Origin of the sequence: Streptomyces himalayensis subsp. himalayensis (assembly GCF_013778455.1) — a bacterium.
GTDB classification, from domain to species: Bacteria; Actinomycetota; Actinomycetes; order Streptomycetales; family Streptomycetaceae; genus Streptomyces; species Streptomyces himalayensis.
On the sequence record NZ_JACEHE010000025.1, the window covers coordinates 84,998 to 108,956 of the forward strand.

18 protein-coding genes and 1 pseudogene are annotated in these 23,959 nt (G+C 70.5%); 7 read left to right on the forward strand and 12 right to left on the reverse strand.

Features of this window, described 5'->3' with window-relative positions:
- Nucleotides 1–2: 2 nt before the first annotated feature.
- The gene (locus H1D24_RS31425; RefSeq protein WP_181661114.1) at nt 3–2,024 is read right to left on the reverse strand and encodes an ATP-binding protein; all 2,022 of its coding nucleotides are present in this window, start codon (nt 2,022–2,024) and stop codon (nt 3–5) included.
- A 264-nt stretch (nt 2,025–2,288) separates the two neighbouring features.
- Here H1D24_RS31425 and H1D24_RS43715 point away from each other — a divergent pair, with 264 nt between their 5' ends.
- The 5 genes from H1D24_RS43715 (at nt 2,289) to H1D24_RS31450 (ending at nt 8,046) form a co-directional block, all read left to right on the forward strand.
- The gene (locus H1D24_RS43715) at nt 2,289–4,001 is read left to right on the forward strand and encodes a WXG100-like domain-containing protein (protein WP_181661115.1); all 1,713 of its coding nucleotides are present in this window, start codon (nt 2,289–2,291) and stop codon (nt 3,999–4,001) included.
- A gap of 79 nt (nt 4,002–4,080) precedes the next feature.
- Entirely contained in the window at nt 4,081–4,659 is a 579-nt protein-coding gene (locus H1D24_RS31435; RefSeq protein ID WP_181661116.1) for an SUKH-4 family immunity protein, read from the forward strand.
- Between the two features lie 43 nt (nt 4,660–4,702).
- Complete coding sequence (locus H1D24_RS31440; protein WP_181661117.1) at nt 4,703–5,533, forward strand: nucleic acid/nucleotide deaminase domain-containing protein; 831 nt, start codon at nt 4,703–4,705, stop codon at nt 5,531–5,533.
- Nucleotides 5,534–5,596: 63 nt separating this feature from the next.
- Nucleotides 5,597–7,363: a hypothetical protein gene (locus H1D24_RS31445; RefSeq protein ID WP_220137453.1), complete on the forward strand. Its 1,767-nt coding sequence runs from the start codon at nt 5,597–5,599 to the stop codon at nt 7,361–7,363.
- Between the two features lie 461 nt (nt 7,364–7,824).
- Nucleotides 7,825–8,046, forward strand: coding sequence for a hypothetical protein (locus H1D24_RS31450; RefSeq protein WP_181661118.1), 222 nt, complete (start codon nt 7,825–7,827; stop codon nt 8,044–8,046).
- A gap of 212 nt (nt 8,047–8,258) precedes the next feature.
- On the opposite strand, the gene H1D24_RS31455 is transcribed toward H1D24_RS31450, so the two are convergent.
- From H1D24_RS31455 to H1D24_RS31485, 7 genes are all read right to left on the reverse strand, one after another.
- Entirely contained in the window at nt 8,259–8,951 is a 693-nt protein-coding gene (locus H1D24_RS31455; RefSeq protein ID WP_181661119.1) for an ABC transporter ATP-binding protein, read from the reverse strand.
- A complete protein-coding gene (locus H1D24_RS43720; protein WP_220137454.1) occupies nt 8,951–9,841 on the reverse strand; it encodes an ABC transporter permease in 891 nt (296 codons plus the stop codon). Before H1D24_RS43720 ends, H1D24_RS31455 begins: the two co-directional genes overlap by 1 nt.
- A complete protein-coding gene (locus tag H1D24_RS31465; RefSeq protein WP_181661120.1) occupies nt 9,834–10,814 on the reverse strand; it encodes a TauD/TfdA dioxygenase family protein in 981 nt (326 codons plus the stop codon). Before H1D24_RS31465 ends, H1D24_RS43720 begins: the two co-directional genes overlap by 8 nt.
- Before the next feature lie 5 nt (nt 10,815–10,819).
- On the reverse strand, nt 10,820–11,854 hold the full coding sequence (locus H1D24_RS31470; protein WP_181661121.1) for an ABC transporter substrate-binding protein: 1,035 nt from the start codon (nt 11,852–11,854) through the stop codon (nt 10,820–10,822).
- Nucleotides 11,851–12,789, reverse strand: coding sequence for a TauD/TfdA dioxygenase family protein (locus H1D24_RS31475; protein ID WP_181661122.1), 939 nt, complete (start codon nt 12,787–12,789; stop codon nt 11,851–11,853). The genes H1D24_RS31470 and H1D24_RS31475 overlap by 4 nt, the downstream gene beginning before the upstream one ends.
- Before the next feature lie 395 nt (nt 12,790–13,184).
- On the reverse strand, nt 13,185–14,420 hold the full coding sequence (locus tag H1D24_RS31480; protein WP_181661123.1) for an ROK family transcriptional regulator: 1,236 nt from the start codon (nt 14,418–14,420) through the stop codon (nt 13,185–13,187).
- 255 nt (nt 14,421–14,675) lie between these two features.
- Nucleotides 14,676–15,359, reverse strand: a complete 684-nt coding sequence (locus H1D24_RS31485; RefSeq protein WP_181661124.1) for a DUF899 family protein — start codon at nt 15,357–15,359, stop codon at nt 14,676–14,678.
- A gap of 311 nt (nt 15,360–15,670) precedes the next feature.
- Here H1D24_RS31485 and H1D24_RS31490 point away from each other — a divergent pair, with 311 nt between their 5' ends.
- Nucleotides 15,671–16,213, forward strand: coding sequence for a DUF488 domain-containing protein (locus H1D24_RS31490; RefSeq protein WP_181661143.1), 543 nt, complete (start codon nt 15,671–15,673; stop codon nt 16,211–16,213).
- 323 nt (nt 16,214–16,536) lie between these two features.
- A complete protein-coding gene (locus H1D24_RS31495; protein WP_181661125.1) occupies nt 16,537–18,171 on the forward strand; it encodes a transposase in 1,635 nt (544 codons plus the stop codon).
- On the opposite strand, the pseudogene H1D24_RS31500 reads toward H1D24_RS31495, so the two are convergent.
- From H1D24_RS31500 to H1D24_RS31515, 4 genes and pseudogenes are all read right to left on the reverse strand, one after another.
- Nucleotides 18,168–18,362 (reverse strand): annotated as a pseudogene (locus H1D24_RS31500) (2Fe-2S iron-sulfur cluster-binding protein); the annotation flags it as partial. The gene H1D24_RS31495 and the pseudogene H1D24_RS31500 sit on opposite strands and share 4 nt — an antisense overlap.
- A 135-nt stretch (nt 18,363–18,497) precedes the next feature.
- Nucleotides 18,498–19,265: a sulfite exporter TauE/SafE family protein gene (locus tag H1D24_RS31505; RefSeq protein WP_181661126.1), complete on the reverse strand. Its 768-nt coding sequence runs from the start codon at nt 19,263–19,265 to the stop codon at nt 18,498–18,500.
- Between the two features lie 218 nt (nt 19,266–19,483).
- Nucleotides 19,484–22,438: a helix-turn-helix transcriptional regulator gene (locus tag H1D24_RS31510; RefSeq protein WP_181661127.1), complete on the reverse strand. Its 2,955-nt coding sequence runs from the start codon at nt 22,436–22,438 to the stop codon at nt 19,484–19,486.
- Entirely contained in the window at nt 22,431–23,837 is a 1,407-nt protein-coding gene (locus tag H1D24_RS31515) for an MFS transporter (RefSeq protein WP_181661128.1), read from the reverse strand. The genes H1D24_RS31510 and H1D24_RS31515 overlap by 8 nt, the downstream gene beginning before the upstream one ends.
- Between the last annotated feature and the right edge of the window lie 122 nt (nt 23,838–23,959).

The following is a 23,959-nucleotide window of genomic DNA, read 5'->3' on the forward strand; positions in this document are numbered from 1 at the left end:
CGTCACCACCAGGGCTTCCTTTCGTAGCGCTGGGCCATGCGCAGCAGCACATGACGGTCGTGCTCGTTGCCGATGGGCCGGCGCAGGGTGAGGAACTCCTCGGCGATGTCCGGGTACAGCTCGGCGTACGGATCGCCGAGCGGATCCGTGTAGGGCGCCGGGCCCGTACCGTCCTGTCTGGGGTGCGCGGTGATCCAGCCCGCCGTGAGGAGGCGGGTGATGGCGCGCCGCGCGGCATCGCCCTCGGCCACTCCGACGAGGCGTTCGTAGCGCTCGCGAGCCGGTTCGGGCAGGGCGCCGCCCCAGCGCGCGGGGGCCCGCTGGATCCAGGCGAGGTCGGCGCACCACTCGTCGGCGCCGCACTCGTCGAACCGCTCCCTCAAGTAGTCCGCCGCGGCGCCCAGGTCACCCAGGGCCAGGTCGTGGTAGGCCACGGCGCGCAGGTCGCCGCGGGCACGGGCGGCCGCGCGCAGCGCCTGGTGCGCACCCGTCCAGGTGTCCGGCTGAACGGCGTCGCCCTGTACGGCGTCGAGGCGGCGCAGAAGCAGGAATCGGGTGAGGCGGTGCAGCGCGGGCAGCCCCTCGTCCGGATCCGGTACGGTGCGCAGGTCGTCGGCGCTGAGGCTGACGAACTCGCGCAGCACCGGCTCCTGCCCCTCCCACAGGCCCTCGCAGGTCTCGGCACGGCCCAGCGTTGTGCAGGCGGCGGTGCGCGGCAGAACGCGCGCCAGCTGCGCTGAGCAGTCGCGCAGCAGCAGCTCGAGCAGGGCGGGCGCGGCGGACAGCACCGGCTGCGGCTGGACACTGCCGTCAAGCGGCGCAAGGCACTGGCGTACCCGCTCGTCCCAGGGCATGTCGGCGGGCATGCGGCGCAGGGAGTCGAGGACGGCGGCGGTACCGCGAGGGTGCCCGCGCGTGAGCTCGTACACGATCCAGCCGAGCCAGCGCACCGCGTTGTCGGCGCGGGGCAGCACGGAGCCGGGCGGAATTGAGTCGAGTGTGGCGGCGGCCTGCGCCTCGACCTCCCGCCGCTCCAGATCGCGCAACCGCCCGGCACTGAGCAGCCCCGCCGACAGGGGCAGGAACTCCCCTTCCTGCGACCAGCTCGCGCGGTAGTCGAGGCGGCGTCCGCCGCCGGTCTCGGCGCGTACCAGAGCCTCCGGCCGACGGCGGGCCGTGGCGACCAGGAGCAGCGGGTCGGGGCGGCCGGAACGCGTGCGGGCGTCGAGCAGCAGGTTGAGGAAGGACTCGCCGACGGGGGAGTCGGCGTTGTCGAGCAGGGCGAGGCAGTGCGTGGTGCGCCGCCGGTCGGCGCTCCTCGTCGCGTAGGCGCCGCGCAGGTCGGCCAGGAAGGCGTCGAGCAGCACCTGCTCGGCCTCGGCGCGCTGGGCGGGATAGCCGTGGTAGAGACGGTTGACGCCGACCAGGAAGTCGGCCGTGGAGCCCCGGCCGGGTCCGCCCGCGGAGGTCTCCGCGAAGCGGCGGCGCAGCCGCATCAGGCGGGGCAGCCGCATACCGCCCTGCACGAGCGGCAGCACGGCGGAGGTCCACCCGGGCAGCCCGGCGAGCTGGGCGATCCCGTCGGCGATGCCCTGCAGTTCCTCGTACGAGTGCTCCCGTGCGCGGCCTTGCCGCAGCGCCTCGGCCATGTCGCGCACGGCGCGCTCCCGGCTGCGCACGTCGACCGCGGTGCCCACCGCGGCCAGCAGCGAGCCCAGCGCAGGGAAACCCAGCTGCGGCAACCCGTCGCGATGAGCGCTGAGTTGGAACGCCAGCTCGGTCAGAACGTCGATGCGCGTGCCGCCACGCTCACCGATGGACTCCAGATCGAGCGCGGCCAGCGGGATGCGCTGCGCCCACTCACGCAGCTGCGCCGTGAGCGCCGATTTGCCGCTGCCGCGCCCGCCGAGCAGCACGAGCGCGGGCAGCGGCTGCAGGGGACCCTGCGGTCTGTGCAGGTTCCGAGCAAGCTGCCGGCGTATCGCGGCGTCCCGCTCGGTTCTGCCGGCTCTGTCGTCAGCCACCCCACTCCCCTCACCGGCCACACCCCACGCTTGGGGTAGGTATCAATTCCCTTTGCTCGTAAAGGTATTCGGAAGTTTGGGCCCGGAGCGGGGGACTGGCGCTAGGGACCGGGCGTGGAGGCGCACGCATAGCCGTCGAGAGTCGCCGAGTTGGCGATCCCGTGACGTCTTCGTCACAGATGCAGCCGCTGTGCCGTAGCGCGCTTGATCCTCTGAACCATTCGAAGTTACGTTTCGTCAGGTGACCTTCGAACGGGGGTTCTTGTGGGTGTCACGCTGCCGGGCTATCTGGACGAAGCCCTTGAGCTCATCGGTGTCAGCTGGCCGAACGTCGACGAGGACGACTATCGCGAGATGGCCACGGCCATGCGCGAGTTCGCCGATGACATCGACGACGGCGCGTCCGAGGCGCACAAGGCGTTGACGGATCTGATCGGGTCGAACGAAGGCCTCGCGATACAGGCCCTCGAGAAGCACTGGGGCAAGGTCAAGGACACGCATCTCCAGAACCTCGCCGAGGCGGGGCGGATGACGGCGACCGCGCTGGACGGGGTCGCCCGGCTGATCGAAGGCGCGAAACTCGCGGCGATCGCGCAACTGGGCATTCTCGCTGCCGAGATCGCGGCGGCCATCGCCGCGTCCCCCGTCACCCTGGGCCTGTCCACGCTCGGCGGCCTGGCGGCGACGCAGGTCACCCGGGTCGCGGTGAAGAAGATCTTCAAGGAGGTCTGCGAGCAGGTCGCCGAAGAGATCGTGAACGTGGCCATGGGCCCGGTCTACGAGGCCCTGGGCTCGATGGTCGGCGACCTGGTGGTGCAGCTCGGCGGGAACGCTCTGGGCGTCCAGGAGGGGGTGGATCTCGGCCGGACCGCCAAGGCGGGCCAGGAGGGCCTCGCGCAGGGCGTGGACGCCGCCAAGACGACGATGCGCCTCAACAGCGCGGGCGGCGGCGACGACGGAGGCGAGGTCGGCGGCGGGAAGTTCAGCTTCGACCCGGATTCCTTCGACCGGGCCGACTCCGGGCTGAAGAACGCCGGCGGCAAGGTGCGCGACAAGGCGGGCGGCAAGCTGTCCCGGGCGAAGTCGACGCACGGCCGGACCAAGGGCAGGGACGAGATCGCGGATGCCGCGAACGCCGGCATCCAGACGGTGCTGGACGGCATCGAGGACGCCGCGAAAACCGCCGCGAAGCATCTCGACGACAGCATGACGCGCGGCATGAAGAAGATGGGCCAGAACTACCGCGACAGCGACGGTCGATCGGCTCGCGACCTGGAGGGGCTGCACAAGGCGCACTCCCTCGGTGAGCTCGCGAAATTCGGCGACAAAACGCCCGTCTATCTCGTCGACAAATCTGGGAAGGTCAGCCTTCTCCAGTCGGACGGCAAGAAAGTCGAGGTGGATCCCGGCTCGCTCGATCCCAAAAAGGACAGCGCTTTGAGCAGGCTGCTGTCCGACGAAAATCCCATGCCGGACGGCAAGCGGGAGGCCGTGCCGCTCGACCGGGACACGGCGAGCGCGGAGGGGCCACGCAAGAATTCGACGCCGATCGTCGCAGGATCGACGGACCTGTCGCGTGCCACCCAACTGGCCCGGCATTCCGACGGATACTACAAGGGAAAGAACTACGCGGCGTTCCGGGTCGGCGAGGGCGACAACAGCTTCATTCTGGTCGGGCGGGTCGACGGCCCGCACTCGGAGCGAATAGTCGGAGTCCCGCTGAAGAACAGTGGAATGGCCGACCTGGTCACCGATGCCTACAGCGAGCGGGCGCCCTGCCGAACACCGAAATATTTCTGTGGGGAGTGGATGGAGCAACACTTCCCGAACGCCAATATGTCACACAGCTTTGAATACGGGGAGCATGCGACCTGGGACGATGAAAAGGACCGGAAAGCGGCGCTGCTGGAATCCCAGAGACAAGGAAACAGGGAAATGGGTAAGTATGTCAGCGCACTGGGCCGCCTCGCCCACTGAACAGGCCGCAGGGGCGGGGGCAGGACGTGCTACCTTGGCGCCTGCCCATGTCGCGCACAGCATGATTTAGGGACATGCCATGATCGCTCCGGTCACCGCCGAGCTCCTGGAGGGTGTTTTCCCCGCGGAGCAGATTTCACGTACGCCACTGGACCGGCAGAGCTCGATTCTCAGCCACGCGGAGTCCCGCGCATTCCTGGCCGAGATCGGTATTCCGAAGGCCGAAGGAGTACTGTTCGAGATCAGGGACGACCTCGCCGAAGGGCTGACGCCTCTGCTGTCCCACCGGCCCGCAACCGATTTCGCGGAGTACGAGGGCGCACCGGCTGACTTCAGCCACTGGATTCATCTCGGCGAAGCCATTCACAGCGACATCGCGCTCGATGGCGAAACCGGAATCGTGTATGACATCAGCGAACTGCGCCAGATCGAACCTCTGCACACCGACCTTTCATCCATGGTGTACGGAATGTGGCTCCTGGAGAAGCGGCGGCCGGATTACGACCCGGAGGACGCAGTCGAAATGCTGCCGGTTGAAGAGCTGGAACGGATCGCCGGAGAGATCGAGGCGGAACTTTCCCGGATCGACCCGATTCCTTTCGAAGGTCCCAGCCTCTGGGAAGGCGTGATCACCGATATCGCCGGCGGCATGTGGTAGTTTTCCGGCACGGTAAGGGTCCTTTCCCCGGGGGTGCGCAGCAATGAGTGACGACGGCGTTCGGCTTTTCGGGACGAGCGCGGCCATTGATCCGGCCGACAGCCCCGAGAGCGCCCGGCGGCTCGCGCAGGTCGCCGTCCCCCTGCGGGTCGGTCCGTATTTCGCGACGGCCGACGCCGATCCCGTGCGGCTGGCGGAGTTCGCAGGGGCCGTCGGGCGCACGGTCGTGCAAGAGGGCTGCCGGGACTGGGCGCGGCTCGGATCAGACCGGGGATTCGAGATCTGCGCCGACCACCAGGGCGTGGTGCGCGCGGTACTCCTCGACTGGGCCGAGGAGTTCAGATTCGTGAACTCGACTCCGCAAGGCTTCGCGCAGTCGCTCGCCACGCTCGACCGGGCCCTCGGCGTGATCCTGGGCACCGACCGGCCACAAGAGGCCTCCGCCGCGCACACCGAGCTCGAACAGCGCCTCCGGGCGATCGACCCGCGGGCCTTCGAGGGGCGCGAGAACTGGTGGCCCCTCGTGCTCGACGACATCAGGGACACAGCGAGCGCGGAGTGGTTCAGCGCTTTCGAGATCGTCGACGGCCAAGGCGAGAAGCAGATCGTCACGCAGGCGGGCGGGATAGGCGTCCACCCCGAGGAGCGGCTGTGGGCCCGGCTGCAGGCGGCGGGGGTCGAGCCGGACCAGGTGCTGCGGATCCACACCGAGCTGGAGGCCTGCTTCATGCCGGGGCACTACTGCGCCATGTGGCTCGGACAGGTCTTTCCCGATGCGCAGCTGACCCACAACTTCCCTTACGGGGAAACGGCGGAGTCCCGCGCCGAGGGCATCCGGCAGCTACGCGAGGCGGCTGCGCCGCCTCCTCAGTAGGGGTCGCACGAGGAACCCGGGAACGAAGGGAAGGGGGAGCACGCCATCACCGCCGACATCGCCGTGCCGGACATCGCCTCCTGGCCGCCGCTCGACGACGACAAGCGGCCCTTCGGGCAGCAGTTGCTCGACTGGGCGGCCGACGACAGCGGGGCCAGACCCCGACTGTGCCTGGTGCAGGGCGCGGAAGGCAGCGGCAAGAGCCATCTGCTCGCCTGGTTCCTGGCCGGGTCGCCCGGCCATCCGCACACGACCGTCCATGCCACCGTCCCGGCCGAGGGGCTGACGGTGGACACCTTCGCGTGGGAACTGGGGCGGCAGCTCGGCTACGGCCCGCTCTCCCCGGCACGTCTGCTGGCCTGGATGCGCAGGGACGAGCGGCCGTTGCTGCTGCTCGTACCGGATCTGCACCGGGCCGGGGCCGGTCCTGCGGACCTGCCGCAAGCGGACCCGGCGGCTCTGGTCGCCGAGCTGCTGGAACCCCTGCTGTCGCTGCCCCACCTCCGCGCGGCGGTGGAGGTCGGCGCATCCGGACTGCTGCCCGCGGAGGGTGTGGAGACCATCGAACTGGGCAGCAGCCCGCCCGTGATCGCAGGCCTTCCTGCGGACGGCCCGGCGAGCCCGAAGCCCGCCGCCTTCACGGAGCTCGTCGCAGCGGTGCCGCACACGCCCGACGGCCGCCCGGACTGGTCCCAGGCGCCCGACGCGGTCCGACGCCATGCCCTCGACGCGGCGCTGCGCGCCGACGACGGCGCAGCGGCCGTCCGGGGCCTGTTGGCCGACCCCGGGTTCCTGGTGCACGGCGCGGCCGACGCCATCACGTCCGTACTCGCCGACGAGCGCATCCCCGTTCCCGGACGGCTCCGCCAGGTGTGGCGGCGTGCCGCGCCCGAGCTGACGGCGGTCCATACCGGCAGTGCCGCGCGTGCGGCCCTGCTCCACGCCGCGGCCGTGGGCACGGATGCCGCCCTGGCCGAGTATCTGCGTCCCCTCGCACAGCGGAACGACTGGGCAGCGGTGTGGGCTCGGCGCGACACCCCCGTGGCGGCGCTGTCACCCTTGCCCGGGAGCGAACGGCACCTGCTGGTGGCCGACGCCACGGGTAGGCTGCGGGCGTACGACCTGGACACCGGTGCGCCCACCGCCACGATCGGCTCTCCTCCGGTCGTACGACCCGGCTCCGTCGCCCCGCGCGACGCCCGGTCCATGCTGCTCCTTGACGAGGACGGCGCCCTGTTGCCGCTGGCACCCGAGGACGACACAGCCGCGGCGACAGTGCTCGCGCACATCGCCGAGCACCACGGTTCGGCAGCCCTCACGGAGAAGGAATCCCGGGTCACCGCCCTCGGCGGGTGCCTGCCCAGCCCCTACGCGGTCGTGGGCGACGGCGGCGGAACCGTGCACGTGTGGTCCCTGAGTGACTATCAGGAGACCCCGTGGTCCTGCCGCTTGCACGAGCAGCCGGTCACGGCCGCCACCTGCCTCCACCGCCCCGAGCACGGACTGACCTTCGTCTTCAGCGCCGCACTGGACGGCTCCCTGCGGCTGTGGGAGACCTCGGCCGAGCCGATGCCGGTCCCCGTGCAGGAGCGGCCGGCCCTTGTCACCGCACTCGCCGCGGCCGACACACCCACCGGTCCGGTGCTCGCCGCCGCCTGGGGCGATGCCGAGTTGCACGTGTGGGACGTGTTCTCCGGCAGGGTGCGCATCCTGCCGCTGCTGCACGCCTGCCACGCGCTCGCCCTCACCTCCGAGGGGCTGCTCACCATCGGCGGGCCCGACGGGCTGTATGCCGTACGGCTTCGGCTGGAAGACCTCTGGGACGGGTGAGACACCAGTTCGCTGAGGCTCGGCGAGGTCGGCGGTCGGCGTCCTACAGCGAATCTGCACAGAGGTGACGCAGACGGCACACGGTCTGCGAGAGTCCCCGCCCTGCCGGGGCAGCAAGCAATTCCCTTGGAGCAGTTATGTCTTGATTCGCTACGGCAGGTTGTAGAGCCCGCGGAAAATACACCTTCCATCGCGTGAAGAATCTGCCACCAAGTCGTGGACGCGCGGGCACGCCGCACACTCCGGCGGTGAAACGCTGCACAAGTGGACGTGGCGCAGTTGGCACTGCAAGCAGCGCGCATGCTTTGCTCTTCGCGGCGCGGAAGTCGTACGAAAAGATGCTGTTACAGGCAACTTGGCGCCGCACCGACTCCCGTGACTGCGGCATGCACTGTGTGCACGCCGGTCGGCCGAACGGCCGTATCCATCGCTCAACGCCCACCGAAAGGGAACCTCACACCATGAGCTCCATCCCCCAGATTGCGACCCAGGAGATCTCCGAGACCGACCTGGACACCGTGTCCGGTGGCACCGGCGCCTGGCTCTCCGCCGGCGTCGACAGCGAGGGCGCCTGGATCTCCGGCGGCGTCGGCGGTCTCGTCCCGGCCGAGCTCACCCTGTCCGGCCAGGGTGCCGGTCACGTCGACACCTCGGCCGTCACGGGTCTCATCTCGACCCTCTGAGCAGATTGAATCGACCGTGCGCCGCGACGCGGAACAAGCACGGGCGGTGACCACGGTCTGTCGGTTCTGCCTTGCGCCGACAGACCGGTCCGCTTGGCCCGCACAGGTTCCGGGCCAAGCGGAACTCCGGAACTACCGATACTCCTGCTCAGGCGTGCCGAAGGTGCGCCGACAGGAAAACCGACGCCGTGACACATCGGCCCGGCCCAACCTCAGCTTCCGTCCGCCACCCCCAACTCGGCCAGCAGATCTCCGCGCAGCTCCGCGAAGGCGGGGTCCGTACGCTGCCGGGCGCCCTCGAGCCGTACCTCGCGGGCCAGTCCGATGCGGCCGTCCGTGAGGACCAGCACACGGTCGGCGAGGAGTATCGCCTCGTCGACGTCATGGGTCACCAGGAGGACGGCGGGCCGGTGCTTCGCGCACAGCTCGCGTAGAAGCGCGTGCATACGGATGCGGGTCAGCGCGTCCAGGGCACCGAACGGCTCGTCGAGGAGGAGGAGTTCGGGCTCGCGGACGAGGGCGCGGGCCAGCGCGGCCCGCTGGGCCTCGCCTCCCGAGAGGGTGGCGGGCCAGGCGCGTTCATGCGCGGCGAGTCCGACCTCGGCGAGGGCGGCGCGGCCGCGCTCGCGGGCGCCCTGCCGGGGGAGGCCGATCACCACGTTGTCGAGCACTCGTTTCCAGGGCTGAAGTCGTGGGTCCTGGAAGACCACGGAGCGGCGCCGCGGCACCAGCAGCTGCCCGCCGATCTCCGGGTCGAGCCCCGCCATGGCACGCAGCAGCGTGGACTTGCCGGAGCCGCTGCGGCCGAGCAGGGCGACGAACTCGCCCTCGCGGATGGTGAGATCGACTCCGGCAAGCACCTCGCGGCCGTCGAAGGCACGGCGTACTCCTTGTGCGACGGTCATCACTGGCCTCCTTCGAAGCCGCGCCGCCAGGACAGCAGGCGCCGCTCAAGGAGCCGCACGATGCCGTCGGCGGCCAGCCCGAGCGCCCCGTAGATCAGCAGGCCGAGCACGATGATGTCGGTGCGGTACCAGCTCTGGGCCTGGTTCATCAGGTAACCGATGCCGTCGGTTGCGTTGAGCTGCTCGGCGATGATCATCACGAGCCATGCGCCGGTGAGGGCGAAGCGCAGTCCTACGAGGAAACCGGGGACGGCGCCGGGCAGGATCACATGGCGTACGAGACCGAGCCGGCCGAGGCCGAAGACCCGGCCCGCCTCGACGAGCCGGCTCTCGACGCCGCGGATGGCCGCATACGTGTTGACGTACACGGGGAACAGCGTCGCGAAGGAGACCAGCGCGATCTTCGGCGGCTCGCCCACCCCGAACCAGATGATGACCAGCGGCAGCAGGCCAAGTACGGGCAGCGCGCGCAGCACCTGCAGAGTGGAGTCGAGGAATTCGTCGCCGAGCCGGAAGAGCCCGGCGACCACGGCCAGCGCGACACCGGCCGAAACCCCGATCGCGAGCCCCGACGTGACCCGGGTGAGGGATGCGAGCAGGTGGTTGCCGAGCTCGCCGGTACGGGTCAGCTCCCAGCCGGCGGAGAGTACGGCGCTGGGCGGGGCCAGCACGCGGTCGCTGAGGATGCCGAGGGTGCCCAGCAGTTGCCAGACGATGAGGACGGACCCGGGCCCCGCCAGGCGGCGTACCGGGCGGGGGAGGGGGACCAGGGTGCGCCGCGGCTTGCTCAGCGCGGCCGCGTCGACCAGGCCCGACGCATGCGGCGGCGGCGCCGCGCCGCCCTCTGCGGAGGACGGCGCGGCGACCTCGGTCGTCAGCGCATCAGGCACCGACGACCACCCGGTGGTCGGCGGTGAACGGCTTGCCCGCGACCAGCTCGGACTCCTGTCCGTCCGGGCCGACCGGGAGCTCACCGATCAGCGTGACGCGGTGCAGCCGACGCTCGACGTTCAGGTGCTCGATGTCGCGCGGGGCGAGATGGGCGGTGGCCCGGTTGTCCCAGAAGGCGACACTGCCGGGCTCCCAGCGGAAGCGGACGGTGTACTCGGGGCGCGTGATCTCCTCGTAGAGCAGATTGAGGATGGCGCGGCTCTCGCTCGGGGTCACGTCCACGATGTGGCTGGTGAAGCCGGGGTTCACGAACAGCGCGCGCTCCCCGGTCTCGGGGTGGACGCGGACCACCGGGTGGACGGAGACCAGCAGGTTGTCGTTGATGCGGCGGGCGTAGGCGCTGTCGCCGGTGGGCTTGTCGGCGCCGCCGTAGCGGTGCTCGGCACGCAGCGTGTCGACGAAGGCGCGTACCGGGGCGGACAGGCCCTCGTAAGCGGCGACCAGGTTGGTCCACTGGGTGTCGCCGCCGAACTCGGGGACGGTCTCGGCGCGCAGGATCGATCCGGCCGGTGGGTTGACGGCCGCGGTGACATCGGTGTGCCAGCCGGAGAAGTAGCTGTAGCGGCGCTTCTTCGTGGCCTCGCGGAACCCCTCGCCGTAGCGCTCCTCGTAGCGGCGCGGGTCGATGGTGAAGATCTCCGGGTGGTCCTCCGGCGGGGTGTCGTCGTGCGGGTGGGCATAGGTCAGCTCGCCGAACTGCCGGGCGAAGGCGATCTGCGAGGCGTGGTCGAGGTCCTGGCCGCGGAAGAAGACGACCTTCCAGCGGTGCAGCGCCTCCTTGATGACCGCAAGGTCCCCGTCGGAGAGGGGCTTGGAGAGGTCGACGCCGGAGATGTCGGCGCCTGTGTGGCCGGAGGCGGGGCGTACGGTCGCGGTGGAGGTCGTCGGGTTCGTCGAGGCGGTCGAGGTCATGGTGGTCAGCCCTTCTGTGCAGCGGCGAGAACCGCGTTGAAGTCCTTGATGACGGAGGGATCGAACTGTTGGGAGAGGTCGACCTTCTGCGGTATCTGGCCGTTCTCTGTGAAGAGGTCGGCCTGCTCTTGCTGGGACCGGACGACGGTGTCGTCGATGGGGACGTAGGTGGTCTCGCCCGTGGCCTGGAAGACCTGCTTGCCCAGGGCTGCCGTCTGCTTGCGGATCTTGACGTAGTAGGCGTCGACCCAGGCGTCCGGATGGGAGCGGATCCATGCGTTGGCCTTCGCCAGACGTGCGGTGAAGTCCAGCAGCGCCTTGCGCTTCGCCGGGTCGGCCAGGGCCTTCTCGGTGGCCAGCCGGAACGCGTAACCGGGCGTTACGGAACGGCCGTTGATGACCTGGACGGCGTCGGGATGGTCCTGCAGGTACTTGGCGCGGGTCTCCTCGGAGGCCGTGGCGGCGTCGACCGTTCCGGACTCGAGGACGTTGCCGATGTTCTGCAGCGGAACGTCGACGGCGGTGACGTCCTTCTGCTTCAGCCCCGCCTTGTCCAGGACCCGCAGCAGGAAGCCGTGGTTCGCGGTGTTCTTGGAGATCGCGATCTTCTTGCCCTTGAGGTCCGCGATCGTCCTGATCCCGGTGCCCGCCCGCGCGACCAGCGTGTAGCCGGGGCCGACGGTCTTCGACACCGCGATGACCTTCACCGGAATCCCGCTCGCCTGCGCGAACACCGCCGGAGTGTCACCCATGACGCCGAAGTCGATCGCCCCTGCCTGGAGCCCCTGGTTGACCAGCGGCCCGCTGTCGAACTGGTTGAACTCCACCTTGTAGGGCAGGTTCTTCAGCTGCCCCGACACCTTGAGAGTGGTCAGCAGACTCTGACCCTGGTCGCCGATCCGCAGCGTCACCTTGCCCTGGCTGCCGCTGCCGTCCGGCGACGTGGCCGCGGTGGAGTCCCCGCCGCAGGCCGTGGCGACCGGGAGCAACAACCCGAGCAGCAGCGGAGCGACCAGCGCTCTGATACGCCTCCGCATCATCGCTCCCCGTCATTTGGCTGGGCGAGGGCGGTGTTGTACGCGGTGTCGTCACCGGCGACGGCCCTGCTGTGCGTGCCGTCCACCGACACCGGGACATCGCCGGCCAGCGTGATGCGCTGCACGCGGCGAGGGAGAGTGCCGTAGTCGGCGACCGCGTAGTGCTGCGTGGCCCGGTTGTCCCAGAACGCGACGTCGCCGGGCGCCCAGCGCCAGCGTACGGTGTTCTCCAGCTCGGTCACGTACGACTGGAACAGCCTCAGCAGCTCGCGCGAGTCCTCCGCGGACCAGCCGACGAAGCGGCGCGCGAACCCGCCAAGCACCAGCACGCGTTCACCGCTCTCCGGGTGCACGCGCACGACCGGGTGCTCGGTCTCGTACTCGACCGACGTGAAGACGGCACGGTGGCGCCGGGCCGCCTCGGTGTCGTCCGCCGGCTTGTAGGCCGCGTAGTCGTACTGGTTGGAGTGCACCACCCACAGCTGGTCGGCGAGCGCCCGCAGCTCCTCCGGCAGATTCGCGTACGCCGTGGCCGTGTTGGCCCACACGGTGTCGCCGCCGTAGGGCGGGATCGTCACCGCGCGGAGGATGGATCCCAGCGGCGGGCGCTGCACGAACGTGACGTCCGTGTGCCAGTGGTTGGCCCGGGATGTCGTCTTGCCGTAGTCCAGATCGAGAACGGCCGGGGCACCCTCCAGGGCGGGGACGGTCGGGTGCGCGGTGGTGGGGGTGCCGAAGCGGCGGACGAAGCGCTCATGGCTCGCCTCGTCGAGGTCCTGACCGCGGAAGAAGACGACCTTGTGCTCAAGGAGGGCGGCGCGGATCGCCGCGACGGTGTCGTTCGGCAGGTCGGAGGCGAGGTCGACGCCGCGTATCTCGGCGCCTATGTTCCCGGCGACCTTGACGACATCGAGGACGGTCTGGGTGGGTGCAGACATGGCAGGGCAGCTCCAATGCGCGCATCTGCGGATGCGCTGACCGGTGAACGTGTACGGAGGCGTACGGAGGTGTACGGAGAAGTCGGCCCTCTACAGGGCGGGAAGCGGCCCTTTACGGGGCCGGAAAAGGAAACGGCAACCAGGAGACGGACAACGCGCGGGCGGCGCTCGGCTCAGCGCGCGCGGCAGGCGGGCCGACGACAGCCCAGACCGGCGAAGTGGTGGGCACGGAAGGCGTTGACCGTCTCCCGCCCGGCGGCGTCACGCGCCGCGGCCCTCCCTGTCGTATCCATAGGGCGATTCTCCCGCGCTGCCTGTCGGGGCGACAATAATTTGCGACGCCGTGGAAGAAACCGCGATCGGGAGGCCGGTACTGGGCTATCGCGCACGCACCCTCACCACGCGGAACGCGCCGTACGCAGCTCCATCGGTCGCCGGTACACCGCGTCGAGTACCACCGATCCGGCCGCGACCGCCAGCACGTGGGGCCCGAAGCTGCTGGGCACGACGGCTTGTTCGGGATCGATGCACAGATGCGAGTGTGCGTCGACCTCCTCATACAGGTCCGGCAGCAGCTCGGGGAAGGTCAGGGCCGTGCGGTCGACGACCACCAGTACCTCCGGATTGAGTACGTCGAGCAGCAGCGCGGCCGCACGTCCGACGGTCCGCAGCCGCTCGCGCAGCACCCGCAGCGCTTCGTGGTGGCCTCGGCGGGCCCGGTCGATGAGCTGAGCGAAGTCCGGTGCGGGGATGGTCCCGGCCTCGAAGGCGCGCTCGGCCACGGCGAGTTCGGACACCGCACTCTGAAGACAGCCGGTACGGCCGCACCCGCAGGTCTGACCGCTGTGGCCCAGCGGCAGATGGGCCACATCACCCGCACCCGACCGGCGCCCGCGCAGCACGCTGCCACCCGCCGCGATCGCCGCGTCCACCACATTGCCGACGAAGAGCTGCACCAGGTCCGAGCGCCCCGCCCCCGCGCCGAAGAGCAGCTCCGCGTGCGCCAGCGCCCGCGCGTGCCCGTCCACATGCACCGGCAGCCTGGTCGCGGTGCTCAGCACGCGCCGAACCGGCACATCCCGCCAGCCGAGCGGTCCATGCTCGATCACCGTGCCCTGCTCTGCGTCGACCCAGCCACCGGTCACGACGCCGAGCCCGAGCACCGAACGCCCCGCCGCGTGCCTGCCGAGGAAGCCCGGCAGGCGCCTGCCGATCTCTTCCAGCACCTGCCGCGGCCCGCCCGGATGCGGCAACCGCTGCTGCGCCGTGACCCGGCCACGCAGATCGACCACAGCGAAGGTCATGTGCTCCAGGGCGATGTGCACCCCGCAGGCGACGTGGTGGCCGGGGTCGATGTCCACCGGCACCTGCGGCCGCCCGGCACGCGGCGAACTGGGGCGCGGCGGCAGTTCGCGCAGCAGCCCGAGCCCGATCAGCTCCGCGGTGTGCCGCGACACCGCGGCTGGGCTGAGCCCGGTTCTGGCCACGATTTCCGTGCGGGCAGTGGGCCCGTCGCGCAGCAACGTACGCAGCAGGGCGCCCGGGCCGCCGCCCTCGACGGACAGAGGTTCGGGCCGCGCGGGCGGTGCAACAAGCAGCGGCGGCCGGGCATGATCGGAGACGGCGGTCATCGGCTCCCCTCGCTCAACGGAAGGACGGCGGAAAGCCGCCGAGCGAGGTGGCTCAGCGGCGGCGGGAGTCCGTACAGCGCGAGAGCGGGAGCGGGAGCGGAAAGACCATGCGCCGATGCTCGCAAGCCCGCCTTCGGCGGTCAACGGCGTTCCGTTACGGGCGTACGGCAGTCCTGTGAATCCGGTCGGCCGTCCGGAGCACGCGCCGTGATATCCGACGTGACACATGCTGGGAGCCGTCACCGCCGGTCGGCGTCAGTAGTCGAGGCTCGGGTACCACTCGCCGCGCCCCTGCGGGGTCAGGTCGAGCAGGTGCCAGACGGGGGCCAGGAGGTCGATGCCGCGCTCCTCGATGTCGTGGGCCATCCGTGGGTGGGCGGAGTAGAAATGGCGGACCGTGCCGTCGCCGTCGCGGGTGAAGACGGAGATCGTGGAGTCCTGCTCGCCGTCCTTGTCCTCACTGCCCAGGTCGTACTTGAACGTGCTGTCGCCGCAGCTCAGAAGCCGTAGCCGGTCCCAGCCGCGGTTGCGGGCGTGCTGCCGCAGGGTGGGCAGGTCGGCGGCCGCGGCGATGGCGAAGTCGGCGTTGCGGGCGATGTGGTGGGCGATGCCGTTGTAGCCGTCGATCCACATCGTGCACATCGGGCAGGGGTCGGTCTGCAACTTGCCGTACATGAAGTGGTACACGATCAGCGGGCGGTCCGGCGCGGTGAACAGGCCGCTCAGGGTGACCTCGCGGACCGGTGTGTCGCCGGCGTCGAGATCCGCGGGACCCTCGATGAAGACGTAGTCGTCGACGGGCGGCCCCTGCGGGAGCGCCCGTCGCTGGGCCGCGACCTTCTCGCGGTGGCGCATGAGCTCGATCTCGGCCTGGCGCAGCTCCTCGCGGGCGGCGAGGTAGTCCTCTGATTCCCCGGCCAGTCTGGTGTGCCGCAACATCGCGTCCTCCTGGGGTGGCCATCCCCCCGGTCCCCGGTCCGAGTCACGAGCTCCTGGGCCCCGAGCTGCCAGTTCCCGAGCTCTCAATCCCCGAGCTGCCAGTCCCCGAGCTCCCAGTCCCCGAGCTCCCAGTCCCTGAGCTCGCAGTTCCCTCGTCCCCGAACCGGTCCTTCGAGTCTATTCGTAAGGTGCATCGGTGTCCTCTGAGGAGGCAGTAGCCCCGCGCCGCACAGGGCCGCAGCAGGAAGTGGGCGACGCCCTCGGCCACGCGGCGGTGGCGCGACTGCTGAGGGAAAGCCAGTGTGAGTGACATGCAGCTGCTGAGTTTCGGCCACGGCACCGCTGATGCGGCGGCGATGACCCGGCTCCTGCACGGCGCCGAGGTGCGCCGACTGGTCGACGTGCGGACGGCGCCCGGCAGCCGGCACAACCCCGACGCCAACCGAGAGGCGATGTCTCAGTGGCTGCCGCAGGCCGGCATCGCCTACCGCTGGGAGAAGCGGCTCGGAGGCTGGCGCAAGCCGCGGCCGGACACGCCGGACACCGCGCTGCGCAACCGTGCGTTCGGCGGGTACGCCGCCCACATGCGCTCCCCGGAGTTTCTCTCCGCCATCGACGACCTGCTCATCGAGGCGGCCGGGGAACGCACCGCGGTCATGTGCGCGGAGTCCGTGTGGTGGCGCTGCCACCGGAAAATGATCGCCGACTACTTGGCCCTCGCCCGCGAGGTCCAGGTCCTGCACCTCATGCACGACGGCACACTGCAGCGGCACCTCCCGAGCCCCGAGGCGCGCCTGGTGCCCGACCGCCGCCTGCTCGTCTATGACGCCGGCCAACCTCCCCTCCCGGAGTGAACTCAGTCGTCGCGGCAGTGTCAGGGTGTGCGGGTGGGGGGCTCACATGTTCTTGGCGCCGAGTCTGATGGCCTCGCGGATACGGGGCTCGCCAACTGCTGCCGATTTGCTGAGCTGTAGTGAGTCTTGGTGAGTAGAAGTGAGTGCCTGGTCGGCTTGGGGCTGGGTCTGGGCGTCTGGCCATGCACTGGAGGCTGCTTTCCACGACGCCTGTCCGGGCCTTCTGGAGTGGGAACAGAGTTTCTTGAGTCGAATGGGTGACCTTTGCCGGTGGTGGTCGTTGAGTGCCGTGACGGTACCTTCGGGCCGGAGGGGGTGAAGGGGTGGGCGGAGTTCGGGAGCTGGCGGCATCGTTCGTGGTGCCGGGGCCTGCCGGGGTCGCTGTCCGGGACCGGCTGCGCGTGACGGACAAGGATGCGGCCGTGCTGCGTGAGGTCGGCGCCTTCCTCGGCTCACTGGCCGCCGGTGATCTCGCCGACCGCTGCCGCCAGGGCCTGGAGCACGACGCCGCCGCGTGGGCGGTGCGTAAGCGGGAGCTGACCGGTCGGTCGTCATCGCGCTGGGCGGGCTCTGTCACCAAGGCCACCCACGACCAGTGGGCGCTGGCCCGGCGCGCACAGGCTGCGCATATCGCCTGGCTGCGCCGGCAGATCGCGCAGATCGGGGCCCGGCTGGACCGGCCGCTCGGCGCCAAGGCCGACAAGCACGAGGGGCTACCGAAAGGCTATGCCTCGCGGCGCGAATGGCACGCCAAGTCCCGGCGCCTGCAGACCTTGAAAGACCGGCTCGCGGCAGTGGAGGCGGACTGGAACACGGGCCGGGTGCACGTGGTGCGCGGCGGCCGCCGCCTTGCCAACACCCGCCACCACCTGGCGCAGGCCGGGCTCGACGAGAAGGCATGGCGGTCGCGGTGGGAGGCCGCCCGGATGTTCCTGGCCGCAGACGGCGAATCCGGCAAACGCTTCGGCAACGAGACCATCCGCATCACCGACACCGGCCAGATCTCCATCAAACTGCCCGCTGCGCTGGCCCACTTGGCCAATGCCCCGCACGGCCGGTACGAGCTGCACGCGAGGGTGGCCTTCAAGCATCGGGGCCAGGAGTGGCTCGACCGGATCACCGCGGACCGTGCGGTGGCGTACCGCGTCCACCACGACGTGCTGCGCGGCCGCTGGTATGTGACGGCATCCTGGCAGCGCGCTGCGGTCCCCGTCCTCCCGCTTCAGACGGCGCTGGCCCGGGGCACGGTCGGGGTCGACATGAACGACGACCACCTGGCTGTCTGGCGTCTCGATCAGCACGGCAACCCCGTCGGTGAGCCGCAGCGCTTCTTCTACGACCTGTCGGGCAGCGCCGCGCACCGGGATGCCCAGATCCGGCACGCCCTGACCCGGCTGTTGCACTACGCCCGCCGCTGCGGCGTGGCCGCGATCGCCATCGAGGACCTCGACTTCGCCGACAGCAAGACCCGGGAGAAGCACGGCCGGAAAAAGCGGTTCCGCCGCCTGATCTCCCGCTTCCCGACCGCGAGGCTCACCGCCCGGCTGGTGTCGATGGCCGCCGAGCAGGACGTGGCGATCGTTGCGGTCGACCCTGCCTATACCAGTCGGTGGGGTGCCCAGCACTGGCAGAAGCCGCTGGCCACCGGCCGACGTGAGACGACCCGGCACGATGCCGCGAGCATCGCGATCGGGCGACGCGCCCTCGGATATCCGATCAGGCGACGGACGGCACCGCCCCCACCGCACCAGAGTGATGCGGTGGGGCATCGGACCGTCCAGGCCGGGTCGGAGAACCGACGGCGTGAGGGAACCCGCCCCCACCTGCCCGGACCACGCACGAGATGCGCGTCGCCGGCGGTGGAGCGAAAGCGGACAACCAGCCTGCCCAACACCGTTCGGGGCAGCGCCACCGAGCAGCAGTCCCGGCAACAGGACTCACCCCCGCTCAGTGTCTAGGAACGGTACGTCCCGCAACGGATCTCGTCGGTGTCGTTGATCTCGCGGCCGTCCGCGGCGGCCTGGCGTACCTTGGCGACGGCAGTCATGATCTGGCCGGGCTGGCAGTAGCCGCACTGCGCGACGTCGATCTCCAGCCAGGCCTCCTGCATCGGGTGCAGGTCCTTGCCGACGGTGGCGGGCAGCCCTTCGGTTCACCGTGCGGAGGCGGGTCAGCAGGGGACCCGCCGGTGAGTCGTCGTGGTGCACGTTTTTGGCGCAGTTCATGGTGGCGCCGTCATAGACGTCCCATGAGTAGCTGTAACGGCCGGGTCGGCCGCCATGGGTCAGCGCAGCAGCAACTGGACGATGGCCACGGTGCCGACTGCCACGATGAGGCTGCGCAGAACTCCCGGGCCGAGACGGCGGCCTGCCGTGGCTCCGATCTGGCCGCCGACGGCGGAACCGACCGCGAGGAGTGCAACGGCCGTCCAGTCGAAGTCCGCGACGACGAGGAAGACGATCGCGGCGACGGCGTTGACGACAGCGGCAAGAACGTTCTTGAGGGCATTGAGCCGTTGCATGCTGTCGTCGAGCAGCATGCCCATCAGGGACATGTAGATGATTCCTTGGGCGGCGGCGAAGTAGCCGCCGTAGACGCTGGCCAGCGTCAGCCCGGTGAGCAGCAGCCGGCCGCCGTCGGGGCGAACGGATTTGCCGGTCGTTTCGCGGCGATGCCGTAGGTTTTTGCTGATCCGCGGCTGGAGGACGACCAGAACGAGAGCGAGGCCCACCAGGACGGGCACGATCCTCTCGAATGCCGTGGCGGGCAGGGCCAGCAGGAGCGTGGCGCCCGCGAGGCCGCCGAGCAGGGCGCCGATGCTCAGCTTCAGGATGCGCCTTGTCTGGCCGCTGAGTTCGCTGCGGTAGCCGATGGCTCCGCTGATCGAGCCGGGGATCAGACCGAGTGCGTTGGAGACCGTGGCCGTGACGGGCGGCAAGCCGGTCGCCAGCAGAATGGGAAAGGTGATCAGTGTCCCAGAGCCGACAACGGTGTTGACTGCGCCGGCGCTGATGCCGGCTCCGAGGACGGCGAGCATTTCCCCCGTCGTCACACTGCGCCTTCCGCTGCGGGCCTGATGTCCAGGTGTGCGGTGTTCATGATGTTGAGCATAGAGACCGAATGCTTCGGCACTCGCCGCAGGGTGCCGGTCCGCCCCGGGGCCGTCGCTCGAGCGTACTGCCGGATGCGACGATGCTCAGTCCTGGGCCTTTCATCGCTCGGTCAGGCCATCGAACAGACAGCGCGTGCGGGCAGTAGCCACTCTGGCGTTCACGGCGCATCCGGCACATCCCTGAACCGCGCCGCCAGTTCGCTGCGGGAGCGGATGCCCAGCTTGGAGTAGATGTGTGTCAGGTGGTACTGCACGGTCTTGACGGAGATGTACAGCTCCAACGCCGTCTGTTTGTTGCTCGCTCCTGAGGCGACGAGCTGGGCGACGGCCTGTTCCTGGGGTGTGAGCCGGGACAGGCCGGGGGACAGGCGGTTGGCGTGCAGGCCGCCCGCCTTGAGTTCGCGGTCGCACCGTTCCACGTAGGTGCGGGCGCCGAGCGCGACGTAGGCGTCACGGGCGTTGTTGAGGACGGTGTCGGCCTCACGGCGCTTGCCGGCACGGCGCAGGGTCTGGCCGTAGGCGAAGTTCACCCGGGCCCGGTCGTAGGGCAGAGGCAGCTGCTCCAGGTGCGCGAGCGCCTGCTCGAAGTCCTTGCATGCGGTGTCCATGTCGCCCTGTGCCGCGGTCAGACGTCCACGCGCCAGGCCGAGGCGCGCCATGGCGGAGCGGTGGCCGCGGCGTTCGGCCAGCTGCTCGTACGGCGTGAGGAAGGCGTCGGCGTCGTCGAGGCGTCCCGTCATCACCAGAGCGTTGGCGTACACATCCGGCCAGGGCCAGAAGCCCGGCTCGTCGACGGACTGCCGTGCGGGCAGCTGGACCACGGGTGACAGGGCCTCGATGACGCGTGCGTAGTCTCCGCGTGCCTCGGCGACCTGAGCACGCGCCAAGCAGGCCGGGACCAGCATGACCTCGTAGTGGTGGAGGTCGGCGGCGCCCTCGTTGAGGTGGTACTCGGCCATGTCCCAGTCGCCGCGCAGGGCATGGATCTGGGCTCCGGTCCAGTGCACCAGGGGACGCACGAGTTCGATGCGGACCTCGGCGATACGGGAGGCGGCCCGCTGCACGGTTTCGACGGCCTCCTGCCATGCCCCCAGCGCGAACTGGGTGCGGGCCAGCCAGCCTTGCGCCCACAGGGAGATACGGGTGGATCCCATCCGGTAGCCGGTCGGAACGGCGGCTTCGAGCCTTCTGCGCGCGGCCTCCGGGGCGTCCAGGGCGAGATCGATCCAGCCGCGGCCGAGCTGGAAGCGCTGGGGCTGGGCGCCGCCGGGCAGTTTGGCCGCGGCCGTCTCGTAGGCGGCTATGGCCTCCTCGGGGTGGCCCATCGCGGCCAGTCCGAGGCCGAGGACGGCCTCCGACTCGATGCCCGACGGGTCGCCGGGATCCGCCACTTCGAGCGCGCGCCGCGCCCAGGCGACGAGATCGCCCGCGTCCCAGCGCCCCAGGGCGTGCAGCACACGCCGCTGGCAGATCTTCGCCATCAGTTCCGGATGGTGTTCCGGGTCGCAGCGCTCCCAGGCCTGGGCCAGGAACGTCTCGGCCTCCGACGGGCGGCCGCGCATGATGGCCAGATAGCCGAGCACCACGTCGCGCAGGGTGCCGGCAGGGAAGCTCTCCAGCTCCGCGGCGAAGACCGCGGCGCCCGGTACGTCCCCGGCACCGATCATGGCGTCGACGGCACGCAGCAGCCGGTCCTGGCGGGCTGTGCGGGCGGGGCTCAGCCGGCTGGCCCGGACCAGGGTGTCGGCCACGGTGGCCCACTCGCCGGCGCACGCGCGCTCGGCCGCGTACCGGTCGAGTTCCTCGGCCAGCGCTCCGTCGGCTGAGCTGGTGGCGGCCACCTGGTGGGCCAGCTGCCGGCCCCGGTCCTTGATGATCGCTGCCGACCGGCGGTGCAGCTCGGCGCGGCGGGTCAGATCGATCGCGGTGAGGACGGCGGACCGAGCCAGCGGGTGGGTGAAGGACAGCAGCATGCGTCCGGGGTCGATGGTGGTGGTCAGCAGGCCCGCCGCCCGAGCCTCGTCCACGGCGGGCAGCGGATCGTCGAGGGCGGCCAGTTCCGCGGCCTCGGCGAGGGATGCGTCGTCTCCGAGGACGGAGCACGCGTCCACCAGGTTCCGGGCGGCCGCGCCGCACTGGGAGAGCCGGTGCCGGACGGCCGAGGCGTAGCGGGCGGGCGCGGGCAGCTTGGGCCGCCAGTCCTGCCAGGTCTCGCGGGGGAGTTCGCGCAGCAGCTGGGTGATGTAGCGGGGGTTGCCCAGGGTGTGGCGGCACAGGTGCCGGGCCGTGGGGAGGTCCATGGGGATGCCACAGAACTCCCGGGCCAGGGTCCTGGTGTCCTCGGGGGTGAGCGGCGCCGGTCGTATGGCGTTGTCCCGGCAGCCGTCGAGGAACTCCAGGGTCCGCAGGACCGAGAGGGGCGGCTCGTCGCGCGCTTCCCTCATCTCGTACAACTCGTGCGGCTCGTCACGCGCGATCAGGATGACGAGCACCCTCTCATCGGACATCCGGCGGATCGCCGACAGGATCGCGCGCAGGCTCTCCACATCGGCCCAGTGGGCGTCGTCGACGATGACCGCGAGGGGCTCCCGCTCCTGCTGGGCCGCCAGGCGGCTGTGCAGGAAGCGGCCCATGTCCAGCACCGCCTCGGACGAGGCCGGGTCGGGCCGACGGGTGGTGCCCGGCCCCTCGGCTCGCACGTCATCGGCTCGCACGTCATCGGCTCGTACGCCGTCGGCTCGTAGGCCGTCGGCTCGTAGGCCGTCGGCTCGTACGCCGTCGGCTCGTACGCCGTCGGCTCGTAGGTCATCGGCTCGTGCGAGATCGGACCGCTCGAGACCGGCCCGGACGAGTTGCGCCGCGATGCCCAGTGGCAGGGCCGACTCCCACGGCACTCCGGCGACACGCAGCACGCGGGGCGCCGTATGACCGGCACCCGCCTGCTGCGTCCGCAGCACATGATCGACGAGGGCCGTCTTGCCGATACCGGCAGGCCCCTCGACGAGCACCATCGAGGGCCGGCCCGCGCAGGCAGCGCTCACCGCGCGGGCCAGCGAGGCGACCTCGCCGGCCCGCCCGATCAGGCGTTGCTGCTGCTCAGGGCGGTCATTCATGTGCCAGCACGCTAGCACCGCCGCTGGCGAGAGGCGCGGGTGCGGGAGTCGCGGGGGCGGTGGCCGGCTCGGTGGACCGGCGTGGGACGAACACGGTCACCACCGCTCCGATGACGGCGACGCCCGCGAACACGTAGAAGGCGTACATCGGTGGGAGCCCGGCGCCCAGGAGCGCCCCGCCGATGACGGGCCCGCCGATTCCGCCGAGTCGTCCGAATCCGGCACACCAGGCGACTCCGGCCGCACGGGCCACGGTGTCGTAGTAGTGGGAGACGTAGCCGTAGATCAGCACCTGGGTGCCCAGCGTCCCCACTCCGGCGACGGCGACGAGGGGCAGGAGCGCGCCGAGTGGCAGCCGCAGCGTGAGCAGGGCCAGGGATGCGGCGGCCAGGACGAACGTCGTGGCGACGAGACGCTGGGGACCGATCCGGTCGGCGGCCCGAGAGGCGATGAGGCCTCCGACGATGGCGCCGCCGTTGAGGGTGAGCAGGAAGACCAGCGAGTACGACTTTCCGTAGCCGCCCCGGCCCATGATCTCGGGCAGCCAGGTGTTGAGGCCGTAGGTGAGCAGCAGGCCGGTGAAGCTCATCAGGCCGAGCAGCAGCGTGGGCAGGGCGTAGCGGCGGGTGGCCAGGGCGGGGAAGCCGACCTTGGTCCTCGCCGGCGTCGAACCAGTTGTCACGTCCCCTGAGATGTCCGAGGCTGTGTCGGGTGTCGTGCCGGGTAGGGGGACGCCGGTGCGGCGGGAGACCTCGAGGGCCTGGGCCGTGTGCCCGCGCGCGAGCAGCCACTTGGGCGACTCCGGCAGCCGCAGCAGGGCGAGCGGCAGCAGCACGACCAGCGGCAGGGCGCCGAACAGGAACAGCCCACGCCAGCCGACCGCGTCGGAGGCGAGCAGCGCCAGCACGGCCGCGAGCACGCCTCCGGCGGGGACTCCGCTGTAGACGACCGCGTTGTAGAAGTTGCGCCTGTGGGGCGGGGCGAACTCCGCGATCAGGGCACCGACCGTGGCCACGAGGGCCCCCACACCGATGCCCGTGAAGAAGCGCAGGAAGCCGAAGACGGTGAGGTCGGTGGCGAACGAGCTCAGGCCCATGCCGATCGAGAACCAGGCGATATTGACCAGCATGACGCGGCGCCGCCCGATGTGGTCGCCGATGGCGCCCGCGATCAGGGCGCCGACCATGACACCGATGAGGGCGTAGCTGCCGAGGGCTCCGGCCTGGCCGGGGGTGAGGGGCCCGAGCTGGCTCGGGTCCCGCAGGAGGACGGGCACGACCGTGCCGTAGACGACCAGGTCGTAGCCGTCGAAGAGAAGGGTGACGGTGGCGATGGCGACGATCCAGCGGAGCGTGGCGCGGTGGCGTGGGTCCGCCGTGCCGTGCTGTCGAGCGTTCATCTGGTGCCCCAGGTGTGTGAGCGGATGGGTGACTCCGCGGCGCGGGCGAGGGGGCGCCCGGGCGGCGGCGTGCAGGGGTGGGGAGGTGATGCACATGAGGGGCGGCCGTGGGGGGAGTTGTA